This is a genomic window from Kurthia sp. FSL E2-0154, from assembly GCF_038003625.1.
Lineage (GTDB): Bacteria > Bacillota > Bacilli > Bacillales_A > Planococcaceae > Kurthia > Kurthia gibsonii.
Map to the genome: position 1 here is coordinate 803,822 of NZ_JBBOPO010000001.1, position 15,246 is coordinate 819,067.

The 15,246-nt window shown below is 36.3% G+C and carries 11 protein-coding genes, 1 riboswitch and 1 other annotated feature; of the genes, 8 read left to right on the forward strand and 3 right to left on the reverse strand.

The features are described 5' to 3' along the window. The first annotated feature begins 13 nt into the window (after positions 1–13). From MHB75_RS03825 to MHB75_RS03835, 3 genes are all read left to right on the forward strand, one after another. Positions 14–1,513, forward strand: a complete 1,500-nt coding sequence (locus MHB75_RS03825; RefSeq protein WP_340996000.1) for a cobyric acid synthase — start codon at positions 14–16, stop codon at positions 1,511–1,513. A 65-nt stretch (positions 1,514–1,578) separates the two neighbouring features. Further along, a complete protein-coding gene (locus MHB75_RS03830) occupies positions 1,579–1,755 on the forward strand; it encodes a hypothetical protein (protein ID WP_340996001.1) in 177 nt (58 codons plus the stop codon). Positions 1,756–2,385: 630 nt separating this feature from the next. Continuing rightward, a complete protein-coding gene (locus MHB75_RS03835; protein WP_340996003.1) occupies positions 2,386–5,649 on the forward strand; it encodes a CDP-glycerol glycerophosphotransferase family protein in 3,264 nt (1,087 codons plus the stop codon). Positions 5,650–6,011: 362 nt separating this feature from the next. Here the strand turns inward: MHB75_RS03835 and MHB75_RS03840 are convergent, their stop codons facing one another. From MHB75_RS03840 to MHB75_RS03850, 3 genes are all read right to left on the reverse strand, one after another. Further along, the gene (locus MHB75_RS03840; protein ID WP_141275085.1) at positions 6,012–7,058 is read right to left on the reverse strand and encodes a LysM peptidoglycan-binding domain-containing protein; all 1,047 of its coding nucleotides are present in this window, start codon (positions 7,056–7,058) and stop codon (positions 6,012–6,014) included. A 239-nt stretch (positions 7,059–7,297) separates the two neighbouring features. After that, positions 7,298–8,818: a flotillin family protein gene (locus tag MHB75_RS03845; RefSeq protein WP_141275084.1), complete on the reverse strand. Its 1,521-nt coding sequence runs from the start codon at positions 8,816–8,818 to the stop codon at positions 7,298–7,300. 116 nt (positions 8,819–8,934) lie between these two features. Then, positions 8,935–10,014, reverse strand: coding sequence for an iron-containing alcohol dehydrogenase family protein (locus MHB75_RS03850; protein ID WP_340996005.1), 1,080 nt, complete (start codon positions 10,012–10,014; stop codon positions 8,935–8,937). A gap of 178 nt (positions 10,015–10,192) precedes the next feature. On the opposite strand from MHB75_RS03850, the gene MHB75_RS03855 reads away from it, so the two are divergent. The 5 genes from MHB75_RS03855 (at position 10,193) to MHB75_RS03875 (ending at position 15,036) form a co-directional block, all read left to right on the forward strand. Continuing rightward, positions 10,193–10,954 carry a hypothetical protein gene (locus tag MHB75_RS03855; protein ID WP_340996006.1) on the forward strand — a complete coding sequence of 254 codons (762 nt, stop codon included), beginning with the start codon at positions 10,193–10,195 and terminating at the stop codon, positions 10,952–10,954. Positions 10,955–11,188: 234 nt separating this feature from the next. Further along, positions 11,189–11,371 (forward strand): hypothetical protein, encoded by a 183-nt coding sequence (locus MHB75_RS03860; RefSeq protein ID WP_068453904.1) that lies wholly within the window; start codon positions 11,189–11,191, stop codon positions 11,369–11,371. 91 nt (positions 11,372–11,462) lie between these two features. Next, complete coding sequence (locus MHB75_RS03865) at positions 11,463–12,176, forward strand: Fe-S oxidoreductase (RefSeq protein WP_340996008.1); 714 nt, start codon at positions 11,463–11,465, stop codon at positions 12,174–12,176. A 50-nt stretch (positions 12,177–12,226) separates the two neighbouring features. Further along, positions 12,227–12,703, forward strand: coding sequence for a GNAT family N-acetyltransferase (locus tag MHB75_RS03870; RefSeq protein ID WP_340998551.1), 477 nt, complete (start codon positions 12,227–12,229; stop codon positions 12,701–12,703). Between the two features lie 464 nt (positions 12,704–13,167). Beyond that, positions 13,168–13,400 (forward strand) — a binding site (T-box leader). Between the two features lie 61 nt (positions 13,401–13,461). After that, positions 13,462–15,036: a 2-isopropylmalate synthase gene (locus tag MHB75_RS03875; RefSeq protein WP_068453900.1), complete on the forward strand. Its 1,575-nt coding sequence runs from the start codon at positions 13,462–13,464 to the stop codon at positions 15,034–15,036. A 67-nt stretch (positions 15,037–15,103) separates the two neighbouring features. Next, positions 15,104–15,207: riboswitch (TPP riboswitch) on the forward strand. Positions 15,208–15,246 lie beyond the last annotated feature (39 nt).

Sequence of the window (15,246 nt, forward strand, 5' to 3'; positions counted from 1 at the left end):
AGGGGGAATGACGATGCCAGCAAAAGCAGTCATGATTCAAGGAACGTCATCGGATGTGGGAAAAAGTATGTTGGCGACAGCTCTCTGTCGTCATTTTTCAAATGCAGGTTATCGCGTCGCACCATTCAAATCACAAAACATGGCACTGAATTCCTATGTAACTGTGAGTGGTGGCGAGATTGGTCGTGCGCAAGGGGTACAAGCAGAAGCAGCGCGCGTCGAAGCGACAACGGATATGAACCCGATTCTGTTAAAGCCAAAGCAAGATATGATGTCTGAAATTATCGTACATGGAAAACATCATCTCAATATGACAGCTAAGTCGTACCGCAATGACTTTGTTGATGAGGCATTACCCATTGCAGTAGAAGCAGTGCAACGTCTAAAAGAATCCTATGATGTCATCGTTTTAGAGGGTGCTGGAAGTCCAGCCGAAATTAATTTAAAAGCACGTGACATTGCCAACATGAAAATGGCACATGCGGCAGATGCAGCCGTCATCTTAGTCGCTGATATCGACCGCGGTGGTGTATTCGCCTCAATCGTCGGAACACTCGCATTACTTGATGAAGACGAACGTGCGCGTGTAAAAGGCATCATCATTAATAAGTTTCGCGGCATGAAAGAATTACTAGATGATGGTTTAGAATGGCTGGAGCAGTATACAGGTATTCCTGTCCTCGGTGTCGTTCCATATATGGATGTACAGATTGAAGCAGAAGACTCACTAGCACTCTCAGCGCTACGTTTAAAACGCCCGAAAGATAATGAGTTCGACTTAGATGTTGCAGTCATTCAATTACCACGCATTTCGAATTTCACAGACATCGACCCGCTCATGGACGAACCAGGTGTTGGCGTACGTTTTGTGAAAACAGTCGCAGAATTGAAAAATCCCGATGTCATTATTATACCAGGAACAAAGAATACGATTGACGACCTCACATGGCTACGTGCGCAAGGTTTTGAAGAAGAACTAACGACGCGTGATGTCGCCATTGTCGGGATTTGTGGTGGTTATCAAATGTTAGGGCAGTCTTTATACGACCCTGATTTTGTGGAGGGGGATGTAGACTATACAGAAGGTCTTCGTTTATTACCGATTGAGACGACTTTTATCGGTGAGAAGAAGACTGTTCAAAATAGCGGCATTCGTTTTGGCACAAATGAACGTCTAACAGGCTATGAAATTCATCTCGGACGTACAAAACATACACATCTCTGTGAGCCATTTCTTCTATTAGATGATGGACGAACAGATGGCGCAGTTGTTGAACGTATTCTCGGCACGTATTTCCACGGAATCTTCCACAATCGCACATTCACACGCCAAATGGTCAATGAATGGCGAATTTATAAAGGACTTGCGCCACTCGATGCAGCTGTAAAATCAGAAAAAGAATTACGTGAACACGCCTATAACGTAGCAGCAGAACAATTCGAACAAGCAGTCGATTTAGAAAAGCTGTATGAAATAATGGGGTTAGAACGTGTTGCTACAATAAGTGAATAAAGATGTAACCAGAACAAAGTTCAATGTGTTCTGGTTTATTTTTGTTATTATTTTGATTTATTTACGTGTATTTAAATGAAAAATGGTATGATAAAAAAACTTGTACAAAGGAGGAAGAAATAAATGGTCAAAAAATGGGTTTATCGATGGTTTTATTCATCATGGCTACATTTATTTTCACACCAAAAATATTTGCGAATGAAGTAGACTATACATACATTATGGAAGAAGTTAAAAAATGATTATCGAATACCCCGTAAAGCAAATGTTTCATTATATAAAATACAGTGCAGTACAAAGAAAACCTTTAGTAAGAAATATAAAAGAACGTTAAATTCAAATAAACCACTTGTGTATGTAAGTGATCCAAATAATAAAAAAACGTATGATGTACGTGTTCAAGCTATCAAATATTATAAAGATTGACAATATGTGAGTACGTGGAGTCAAGTATAAGTATTAAAAAAATTATCATAGAGACTCGTATAAATCTAATCATTATACGGTTTTTTATATATACAAATATAATGTTAAAGTCTTCAAAAATCATAAAAATACTATATAAAAATAGGTATAAGTTGAAAATGACTAAAAAAAGAAAAATTTGCTAAAAATGAAACAAATACAGGTTTAAAAACGTTATATAACAGGTATGAAAAACAAAATAGTAAAAACGTTAACTATATAAGTATCACAAAAAGTCGTTTTTTCAATACATAGTTGTAAAGTGAATGTAATCGAAATGTAAAATTGCGCTACAAAAAATCAAATCAATAATGATATAATATGATGGATTAATTATAATCTTATATAATTATTAATTTTATATGTATGGAAAAATGACGTTTTGTTTGAAAACTAGGAGAGATTAGATGTTTATATTAGAGCAAAATAAAAACACCTTTCATATTACATTAGAAGAATTATCACAAGGTGCTTATCAATATATACTTTTAAAAAATCGTGAGTGTGTCATCACGATTCCAATCACTTCTTTACAAGTGACGATTGAAGAAAGATATTTTGAACAATGGTTTGAACAATATGGCACAACAGATGCTGTTTTAACAATTGCATATTTATACCCTTTAGAAGACGAGGAACAGGCTTTACGTAAAGATCGTGTGGTTGAAGTAGATGGCGAATTATTTGAACAACGTTATCGTTTATTTAAACCTCATCGCATGCAATTGGAGTTAAAAGACTTACATACATTTCAGTTGAATGGACATACAATCGATCCGCACTTTACAAAAGAAGGTTACTTAGTCTTTTCTTTTGATGCAAATAAGCGTGCAACAGATTATTATGCAGCGCGTAAACTAACAAAAATTCACCCAACAAAAGATTATTTACATCTACAAGCTCAGCTCTCTGTTCGTAACTTACCGCTGACTTCGATTGAATTAGAATTACAGTCGCGTAATACAAGTGAGAGTAGTTTTGTAGGTGTGGAAGCAAAGCTTGTAAAAATGCAAAAGAAAAAAAGTGGTTATGTCTATCACTATGAATTAAATGTGAAGGCACAAGAGAGTATTCGAACTCTTTTAAAAATAGTTAATGCGCAGTTTGATGAAGATGTATGGGATTTATGGTGGGTGTTACGCCAAAAAGATGTTCAAGATGTAGCACGCGTACGTTGTGGTATGCCACGAATTATTGTAGAACAGTTGATGAAAGGGCAAATTAATATTGCAGATAGTCAATATGTACATAATTTCGTCCCATATCTAACAGTAAAGGGACGCAATCTATCGTTCTTTTATAATCAATATACAAAAGAAGAATTTGAGATGTATCAAAAAGTATTGAAAAAAGGTCGCGTAAAAAAAGCGAATGAGCGTCCAATTTGGATTGTTGGGGAGCGTCCGTACAAAGCGCAAGATAATGGTTTACGCTTCTTCGAGTATTTGCGAACACAGCATCCAGAGATTGATGCGTATTATATCATTCGAGAAGATTCGCCAGAACGCGTGAATGTAGAACCATATGGTAATTTACTTGACTATCGTTCAAAAGAACATTTTGATTTACTTGTAAAAGCAGATTATATTTGTGGAACACATCATCCAGATTTCTTGTATCCAAATCGTTCAAAAGAGTTTATGAAGTGTATTCGTGCAAAGCAAATCTTTTTACAACATGGTGTATTAGGTGTGAAAAATATTTCAGGATTTTACAGTAAAAAGATGAAAGATTTCCAAACCGATCTATTTATTACATCATCTGAACGTGAAAAAGATATTGTAGTACGCGATTTGAACTATGAAGAATACGAAGTAGCTGTAACAGGCTTACCTCGCTTTTCACGTCTTTTTACAGATGATATTGAAGTGAAAAAACAAGTACTAATCATTCCAACTTGGCGCGATTGGCTGACGACGAATGATAAATTTTTAAAATCTGAGTATTTAGAGCGCTATACAGAACTACTTCATAATGATCGACTACTTGCACTGAAAAATCAGGGAGTAGAATTACTATTCTGTTTACATCCAAATATGCAACAATTCGTTGATTACTTTGATATACCAGAAGAAATTACAGTTATTCGTCAAGGAGACCGCTTAGTACAAGATTTATTAAAAGAGAGTGCGCTATTAATTACCGACTATTCGAGTGTAGCATTCGACTTTAGTTTCCTTCATAAACCTGTTATTTATTATCAATTTGATCGCGATCATTTCCTCGGAAAGTATCCATCGCATCTAGATATTGATGCGACATTACCGGGATTTATTACAGATGATGGTGAAGAAGTGGTAAATGAAACATTGCGTTCATATGAAGCCAATTTCCAAATGTCAGATCATTATAAAGAGTTAGCCAATCAGTTTATTGCAAATCGTGATGTGTACTCGAATGATCGAATTTTTGAAGCGATTCAAAAAATGCCAAAGAAAAAACCAATCTATGACACGCTTAAACATCATCAAGTATATGATGCGAGTATGAGGAAATTTAGAAAAAGTAAGAAGTATTTTTCAGCAATGCGCAAAATGTATAAAGTGATGTCGAAAACACTGAAAAAAGATCCGAAACTCATTTTATTTGAAAGTGGCGTAGGAAAACAAATTTCAGATAGCCCTAAAAATATTTATGACGAGCTAGTAAAACGAAACTCAGATTATCGTTATATTTGGGTATATAATGGTAAAGATGAATTTAAAACATCACATACGAAAGTGATTAAACGTTTAAGTCCTGAGTATTTTTATTACTTAGCGAAAGCGAAGTTTTGGATTAATAATCAAAACTTCCCGAGCTATGTAAAGAAAAGCTCAAAACAGATCTATATTCAGACATGGCATGGTACACCACTGAAAAAAATGCAAAATGATGTAGAGGACTTTAAAGGCAAAGATCCTGGTTACTTAGCACGTGTAAACCAAGCAGTGAAGCAATGGGACTATTTAATTTCGCCAAGTCCATATGCGACAAAAGCTTTTCGCAGTGCTTTCCAATTTAAAAAAGAAGTTTTAGAGGTAGGTTATCCGCGTAATGATATTTTTTATCATCCAGAGGAGCAGAAACAGTATATTGAAAAAGTACGTTTGAAATACAACATTCCAAAAGATAAAAAAGTATTACTGTATGCACCGACATTTAGAGATGATGATTTAGATGAGAATGGTAAACATATATTTAATATGCAGCTAGATTTGCAAAAACTATACGAACAGTTTGGCGATGAGTATGTTATTTTAATGCGTACACATGTTATTGTAGGGAATCGTTTACCAATCCCACTGGAATATCGTCATTTTGTTATAAATGTATCACGTTATCATGACATTCAGCATTTGTATTTAATTGCAGATGTATGTATGACAGATTATTCTTCTGTTATGTTTGATTTTGCGCATACACGCCGTCCACTGCTATTCTTTACGTATGACTTTGATCATTATAAAGAGAATTTACGTGGTTTCTATATGGACTTTGAAAAAGAAGCACCGGGTCCTTTACTACGTAATACAGATGATTTAGTAGATGCACTATCGAATATAGAAGAAATGACGAAAACGTATGCAGAAAAATATGCAGCTTTCCATGAAAAATACTGTGGTCTAGAAGATGGACATGCAGCAGAGAAAATCGTAGATCGTTTTTTCCCAGATGCACGTAAACAATAAAAGAGCTTGGGACAGAACAAAATAATATGTCTCAAATACGAATGATCAAATCAATTGAACGCGTAGAAAACGACTCCTGCGGGAATAGCATGAGCTGAAAACCCCACAGGAACGTAGTGACGAGGAGTTTGAAGCCATGCCCGAACGCTACGTAATATAGTGGGGCAAGATTTGCAACAGGACGTTACGTTCTTTTCTTGCCTACCTCTATTCATTTTTCGAAGCGAAAATTGATCTGAACGAACAAATCCCGTATGATTTTTCAAAATCATACGGGATTTGCTATGTTGAAAATACTTTTGTTTCAGGATCTTTTTGTTGTAAACTTTAAAAAGAGTGAAATGTGCTCTATTCACAAATTATTAAAAACGTTTATAACCTACAAAGTGTGATTGCCAGTAGCTATTTGTAATATCATCAATTTGAACATGGTCACCAGAAGCGCTAACCATTTTTCCATCGCCAATGTAGAAACCTACATGTGAAATACCTGATTTATATGTTCCTTCGAAGAATACTAAATCACCGTATTGTGGAGTTGTTACTTTTGTGCCAAGTGTATAATAACCAGCAGCAGAAGTGCGACCGTAATTGAATCCAGCTTGTTTAAATGCATAATCAATTAAACCAGAACAATCAAAACCTTGACTTGGAGAAGAACCGCCAAATACATATGAAACACCAACTTGTGTTAATGCCGCTTTAGTTGCTGCAACAAGTGTACTTGATTGGCTCGGTGCTTGTTGTGTTTGTTGATTGTTTTGCTGTGTACTTTGTTGCGTATTTTGTGTTGAAGTTGTTGGGTTACTTGTTTGTACCACTTGGTTAGATGGTGCTTGTGATGTTGAAGTACCACGTACTTTTAATGTTTGACCTACATAAATCATTGTAGAAGAAAGATTATTTGTTTCCATTAATTGTGTGTAAGTTGTATTGTGCGCTTGCGCAATTTTAGATAATGTATCACCTTTTGCAACTGTGTATGTACCAGAAGTTGTGTTTGCTGGTTTTGAAGCAGTTGGTTGGTTATTCGTTGTCGTTTGTTGTTTTGAACCACTTACTTGTAACGTTTGACCAGGATAGATCATTGTAGATGAGAGGTTGTTTAACGACATAATTTGTTGATACGATGTACCATATTTTTGTGCAATTTTAGATAATGTGTCACCTGATACAACTTTATATGTATCTTGCGTTGTTGTTTTTTGAGCCGTTTTTTGAGCTTGCTTCGATGGAAGCGTTTTAGAAAGTTCATATTGTAAGGCTTGCTTTTGAACTTGTTGTTGTTGCTCTTGTTTCATTTCTTGACTGCTATTTGCCATTGCATTTGCATCAGTTTGACCTGTTAGTGAAGATATAAATAAAGTTGAGCCTAATGTTAAAGAGGCTACAATTGTTTGCTTTTTCATTGAAAATAAACACTCCTACTTATTCATTTTTTGGAACAACTCTATCTTAACAGGCAAATATAACAAATAGATGATGTAAACATGTTATTTTCATAACTATTATATTAAAATAATACTAAAATATAAAAAATATAACAAAAATATATCTTTTTTAACAAAAAATACGCGAAAAAAGCAACATAAAGTTATTTAAATAAAATAAAAAATCATCGGCATAAAGAGCCAGATGATTTTTTTAGTTATACAAGTGTTTGTTGTCCATCTTCTTCATCAATTGTTGTTTCAAATAGTTCCATGTCATCGTGAGAAAGTGCCACAGGTTCGTCGTCTAAACTCGCTTCTTTTTCGGTTTTACCGCCTAAATAATTACGTCCATATGAAGCGTTTGTTTCGAGTAAGTCTTTAATGTCGATCCCAGTGGTTTCTTTTAATGATTTTTGTACCATCGACATAACGCCAACTGTGTTTCCAGCAACGCCTTGCACACCGCCACCTTCACCGCCAAAGTCCATTACTTGTACATTTTTAATAGAAGCAAGTGGTTCTGCAACTGCGCGAGCAAAATCAGGAAGGGCTTTAATGAACATTTCAGCAATTGCCGCTTCACCGTATTCTTTCATAGCTTCAGCTTTCTTTTTAATAGCTTCCGCTTCCGCAATACCTTTGTCACGAATCGCATCAATTTCAATTTGATTTTTACGTGCAATGGCGTCGTTTTCTACTTTTAATTGTAACTCTTTTGAACGAGATTCGGCTTCAGCTTGACGCTCTGCAATACGTGCTTTTGCATCATTAGCGATGACTTCTTTTTCAGAAGCAATTTGTGCGTCAATAATTGCTTGTTGCTTTGCTAATTCTTTTAATTCTAGTTGTGCTTTTTCACGTTCACGCTTCGCCTGTGTTTCTTTTTCAATTAAGTCTAGTTCTAGTTCAGCTTGTTTTTTCTCATAGGCTTGTTTTGCAATCGCTCGTTGTTCATTCAATTCACGTTCACGTTTTGTTTTTTCTAGCTCTAAGTCATTTTGTGATTTCGTCTGTTCAAGTTGTAAATCGGTATGCTGACGTGTAATTTCAATATTCGATTCACTTTTTGCACGTTCTGTTAACTGGGCATTTGTCGCCTTGTTTTCTTCAATTTGACGTTCTGCATCTGAGCGGGCGTTTTGTGCTTGTTTAGAAGACTCTGCTAGTTTTGTAATCCCTAAATTCTTTAAAAAACCGAGTTCAGAATCGTATTCGTCTGCATCGAGTACGCGGTCAAGAGAGAAATTGACCACGTTAAAGCCCATAGATTGTAAGTCGGATTCTGACTTTTCTTGTACAACTTGAATAAAGTTTTCGCGTGCATTATTTACTTCAAGTGCGCCTTGTTCAGCTACTGTTGTGCGTAATTTACCTTCTAAAATAACACGTAATTCTTTAGAAATTTCGTCAGGTGCTTTTCCCATGAACTGCTCAGCAAACTTAATGACAGCTTCTAGTTCATCGGCTACTTTAATCGTAGAAGTTGCATGAACTGTAATAGGCACTTCATCTTTTGTGAGAATGCCTTCTGCTTTTAATGGAATTTGGAATGAATTGAGAGAAATCGTATGTGCAGATTGAAAAGGAGTAACGAGAACAGTGCCACCACGTACAACACGCAGGCGACGTCCATCTCTTATGTAGACACCAGGATCGCCTTCTTTTCCGACGTTTTTCCCTGAAATAATGAGTGCTTCATTTGGTGCAACTTTTTTATAACCAAATTTAAAAACCATACAAGAACCTCCATAAAAAGTTTTTTAAGGAAAAATTATCCTCACTATAAGGTTAGTGTAAGAAGAGAGGGACGTCAACATGAAAAAGGCACCTTTTTACAGAGTGCCTCGTGTTGTTATGATTGTGTTTGATGATAAGCTTCTAAATCTGCGATTGCTTGTTTGTAAAGCTCTTTTGTAATGGGGTATGGTGAGCAAGCGATATCAACCGTTGTCATTGCTTTATCTAAAATACGCTCAACTTCTTCTTCATTTTTCACACCAATTTGTTCAAGTGATACAGATAAATCAACACTACGCATGAAGTCATATAAACGATTACGTGCTTCAATTTGTCCATCCATTGTTAAAAGAAGTAATACACCGTAACATACGATTTCACCATGTAAGTGTGATTCACAGCCTTCGACCACAGTAGAACCATAGTAAAATGAATGTGCGGCATTTGAATTGTAATCGTTGTCGACTAATACCGATGTTAGAGCAGTTGTCATTAAGATATCCAAAGCCACTTGTTCTAAAGCGAAAGATGTTTTGTTTTCTGTACAAGAATCAAGTGCATCTTTGCCATATGTCATTAAGCGATCCGCACTATTTTGTGCCACTTGAACGCCAAGTGCATCGGTATAAGCAAGTGTTTTACCGCGCGAAGAAAAAGCAGATTCATATTCTTTTGAAATGGCATCTGCAATTCCAGCCCACAAATAAACGCTAGGTGCTTCTGCAATAATCTCTGTATCAATGAAGCAATGTTTTGGCGGGGCATTTAAAAAGAATAGTCCATCCATTTCACCAGTTGCTTTATACATCACTGATACAGCAGTATTTGGCGCGCAATTTGAAGCAATCGTTGGGAATGTGAAAATAGGTTTTGCCATACGTTCAGCAAGCGTTTTTACAGTATCTACTGCACGCCCCCCACCAACTGCGAAGATAAAGTCTGCTTCTTGTACAGTCGGGATTGCTTGTAACCGCTCGACATGTTCATAGGTTGCATCGTCACCATAAACTTGTACATCCGTTAAAATAAAGTCAGTTTTTGCTAATGAAGCTTTGATTTTATCAATACTTTTTTCTAAAGCCGTTTGACCACCAATAATGGCGACCTTTGTTCCAAATGTGTGACAGATTGCACCAATTGCATCATATGCATCTGTTCCAATCGTATAATTTGGTAAAAATACGCTATTTGCCATCTGAGTTGCACTTCCTTTTTTTATTAAGTTATATCATCATAACATAAAAACAATTGAATTTTCAGTATTTTTAAAAAATAAGATATATATTTCAACTTATGGGTATAGTTTATTTTAGCTTTAAAAGACCGATATAAATTTTGTAATACACTATTACACGAAAGAAAGAGAAGAGCATATGAAAAAATTTTTAGCAGTTGGACTTGCAACAACGTTATTGTTATCAGCAGGTGCACAAGTAGATGCCAAACCAAAATTTATTGATAAAAACAAAAATGGCATCGAAGATAAGTGGGAAAAGAAGTACAAATTAAAAGGTAAAAATGTCGCAAAATTAGATACAGATAAAGATGGTCTAAACAACTTTGTTGAGTATAAGTTAAGTTTAAATCCAACGAAGAAAGATACGAATAAAAACGGTGTAGCAGATGCATTAGAAGATACAGACCGCGATGGAATCAGTAATGGCACGGAGCTTGAACTAGGTTTAAAACCTTATACAGCTTACAGCAAAAGTAAAAAAGTAAAAGATGGTCACTTAAAAGATACAGATGGTGTGAAATGGTCTGAAAAAGTACGTGAACTTGAAATCTCTGTTGAGTCAGGCAAAAAAGAGTTTGAGCTAGAGTACGAAAAGAAAAAAGGCAAAGCGAAAATCAAATTAAAACAAAAAGGTTATAATTTAGATCAAGCGACAGTTCGTGCACTTGTAACGGATTTACAAAAAGCAATTGATGATAACTTAACAGAAGACCAAATTTTAGATTTAATTCAATCACGCTTTGAGTTAACAGGCACATATGAAATTGAAGTAGAACTTGAGTACATGAATGGCGATGAATTCGAAATCGAACGCGAAGTTGAAGTGGATGATGAAGACGACGCAGATGACCAAGACGATGAAGACCAAGATGTAGTGGTAGAAGTACCGGCTGTTTAATAGAAGATAAAACAGGGGTTGCATATATTGCAGTTCCTGTTTTTTAAATTTTCGCAATAATTTTATTTGAAACGATAAAAGAGTGGTACAGAGATAGTAAGCGCTTTAAAGTAGTTAATAGTACATATTTGATTTTTTAGATGGATATTTTGAGCAATAAAATGTTTTTTTACTCAAAAATCCGATATACTATAGATATTAAATAAGTACAGTTGGAAAGAAGTGTTATAACAGATGACAAAAGAAATTTTGAACTTTGTTGATGAAATTCAAAGTCAATTGATGTATGACTTAGTAGACGGTGAATCGAATTTAGAACAGATTGCACAGCGTTTAATGGAGTGTCACCAAACGAGCACACGCGATATTTGCCAAGCTTATGAAGTCGTAAAACATGAGTTAGTCGGTACATTATAAGTACGTCGAAAAAGCAATTTCAAATGAGATTGCTTTTTTATTATGCTATGATTATAGTACGAATTGAAAATATACAATGAAGGTGAATAGAATGCCAGCACTCACGATGGAACAAGTTTTAACATTGGATGCACATCAAGTGTACACAGTAGAACCCAAAAGAACACTTTTTACATTAGAAAGAATTCGTAAAGAGTTTTTCCAAGAGGAACTGGGTGAGTTGATGCAAGGAATTACAGAAGCCTCTTCAAAAGCAGCAGCGATTTCGCATCTATCTAAAAAATATGCACAGTTTATCACGATGCAATTTTATATGCTGACAGCGTATGATGAGATTTGGGACGGAGATGAACGTGATTTACAATTTGATGTAACAGAGGTGAACGAGGTCTTCACTGTCTGCATGTTCGCAAATCCTAATGATTGGCGCTATGTACAAGAGGGCGACCGAGCATCCGTCATGAAATGGATTTTGTGGAAACAATGCTATGAAATTATTCAGGCGCTACGTAATACGACAAGTATTTCACCAAAAGTATTATGGGATAATCTTTTTGTCCAATTAACGATTACATATGCAAAATTACTGGAAGACCCGATGCTAGCTGATCGTGCAATGGACGATTTAGAAATGCTAGAAAGCGCAGAAGTATGGTCCATTTTCACAGACCACTCACTTTATTTGGATTATACCAAAGGACGAGCACCACAAGATTTAGTCGGACAACCGATTCGCAAAAGTTGTTGTCTGTCAAAAGATATTCCGGGTGTAGGGGAATGTGGCTATTGCCCACTTGCCAATTAAAAGGAGCGTAACTACATGATTCGTAAAGAAAAAAATAAGATGCAGAACAAATTAGCGTCTTATTGCAACGAGCATTTCAAACAGAGCCACATAGTAATCAGAAAGAGCATGAACTCGTTGAAAAGTTGCGTGTAACGGATGCCTATATCGATGATTTAGCACTCGTGTATGTTGAACAAGACAAAATTATTGGATTTATTACGTATACAGAATGTTTTATTGGTGATTTTCCAGTACTCGCTTTAGGCCCGCTTGCTGTCTTACCAGAAAAACAAGGACAGGGAATCGGTACACAGCTAATGGAGGCTTCATTAGAACGTGCGAAATGGAGTGGTTTTGCTGCAGTTGTTGTACTAGGACATGCCGATTATTATGCGCGCTTTGGTTTTGAACGCGCCGATTGGTATGGTGTTCAAGCGCCATTTGACGTACCACTGGAAAATTACCGCGTACTACCATTATATAAAGGTGCATTAACAGACCTATCAGGTGTGGTAACATACGCGAAACCATTTTATAAAGAATAAAGAGTTGGGGAAACCCCAACTCTTTTGTTTTGGAAAAAATGAAAATTAATATTGCTGAAAGGGACAAATGGTCGCGCGAAAGGGAATCGCCGCCGCTGAAAGGGACAAAAGGTCGCGCGAAAGGGAATCGCCGCCGCTGAAAGGGACAAAAGGTCGCGCGAAAGGGAATCGCCGCCGTTGAAAGGGACAAAAGGTCGCGCGAAAGGGAATCGCCGCCGTTGAAAGGGACAAAAGGTCGCGCGAAAGGGAATCGCCGCCGCTGAAAGGGAATCGAATCTTCCAAATTAGATACGGAAAATAATAAATGATTGATTCCTTGTATATGCATCAGATCCCTCCTTCATAGGAAACAGTATAACAAATACAACAACTCGACATAATAAACAAAGAAAATTAAATATTTTCTGAAAATTAGTTGACTTTGCTTTTTTAATGGTATATTATTCTAAACAATCAGATAATTTAAACAAGCGAAGATTGAAAGTAGTAGAGAAGTGTTCCATCTTTAGAGAGCTAACGGTTGGTGAAAGTTAGTGATGTACATTCTTGAACTCGTTCATGAGCACATAACCTGAACAATCGAGTAAGGTTATACGGATTCCTCCGTTATCAGGATTAAGATGAGAATCTTAAATAAGTGGGATTGTGTGATGCAATCCAAGTAGAGTGGTACCGCGAGTAATGTCTCGTCTCTAGTAGCTAGCGATAGCTATATAGAGGCGGGACTTTTTTTATTATACAGAAAAGAGGGAAAAATTATGTCGAAAAAAATCTGGCTATTTGATACAACATTACGTGATGGAGAACAAGTTCCGGGAGCGAAATTGAACTTATACGAAAAATTAGAAGTAGCACATCAATTAAAAAAATTACAAGTAGATATTATCGAAGCAGGATTCCCCGCTTCATCAGAAGGCGATTTCAATGCAGTAAAGCAAATTGCACAAAAAGTTGGTAACACAGACGATATTATGATTACGGCATTAGCGCGTGCAGTGAAAGCGGATATTGATTCAGTTTACAATGCTGTAAAATACGCAGAAAACCCAATGATTCACATGGTACTTGGTACATCGGATATTCACGTAGAGAAAAAATTCTCAAAATCAAAAGATCAAATTCTACAAATTGGTGTAGATGCAGTAAAATACGCAAAAACACTTTTACCACAAGTCCAATATTCAACAGAAGATGCATCGCGTTCTGATTTTGAATATTTATGGAAAACAATTGAAGCCGTAATGAAAGCTGGCGCAACGATGATTAATGTACCAGATACTGTTGGATACGCAGTGCCAGAAGAATTCGGTGAAATGATTGGTAAATTAAATGACCGTATGAAAAACTTAGATGATTCTGTATTACTAAGCGTTCACTGTCATAACGACTTAGGTATGGCAACAGCGAATACACTTGCGGCAATTAAAAATGGCGCGGATAAAGTAGAGTGTACAATTAACGGAATCGGTGAGCGTGCGGGTAACGCAGCACTTGAAGAAGTCGTAATGGCACTATCTACACGTTCAAACTATTTCAATGCACATACACGAGTCAATAAGAAAGAGATTATGAACACGTCGCGTATTGTTTCAAGCTTAATGGGACTTGATGTACAAGTAAATAAAGCTATCACAGGCGATAATGCCTTTGCGCATTCATCTGGTATTCACCAAGATGGTCTATTAAAATCACGTGATGCTTATGAAATCGTGAGCCCAACAGAGGTTGGTTTAGACGATATGGAATTAGTATTAACAGCTCGTTCTGGTCGTCATGCGGTGAAAAATGCACTTGAAAACTTAGCGTTAGGCAACTTAACACCAGATCAATTTGAAGAGGTTTTTGCGGATTTCTTAAAGTTGGCTGATACGAAAAAAGAAGTGTATAACCACGACCTATTCATTTTAGTAGAAAATTATTTCAAACGTACAAATGAAGATGCAAAAGTTGCGCTTCATAGTGACGCTTTCTACCACTTAGAAGACATTCAAGTGATTTCGAATCAAATCTTCCCGTCTGCAAGTGTGAAGGTACGTCGCGGTGAGGAAGTACTGAAAGCAGCGACAGTTGGCTCAGGTTCAATTGATGCATTGTATTCAGCGCTACAAGAAGTAACAGCATTCGAAGTAAAGCTACTTGAATATAAAATTTCAAGTGTGACACGCGGTAAAGAAGCTATCGGTAAAGTGAAGTTACAAGTTGAATATGAAGGCGAAACATATATTGCAAAAGCTTCTGATACAGATGTCATTAAAGCGAGTGCACTTGCTTATATTAATGCGATTAATACGATTGTTGTCGATCAGTTCATCTCGATTCCAGAACCTGTTTAAAAAATCGCTTGACTTTCCAATTGTTGTCATAGATGATAGGTATGTACTAACAATTAAATACACAAACAATCACTACTAGGGGTGCCATATAGAATTGGCTGAGAGAGCAGTAGCTTAACCCTCTAACTTGATACAGTTCGCACTGTCGTAAGGAAGAAGTGACATTTTTAGCATATTATTTGCAGGTCATTCTCTGTCTTTTACGATTTT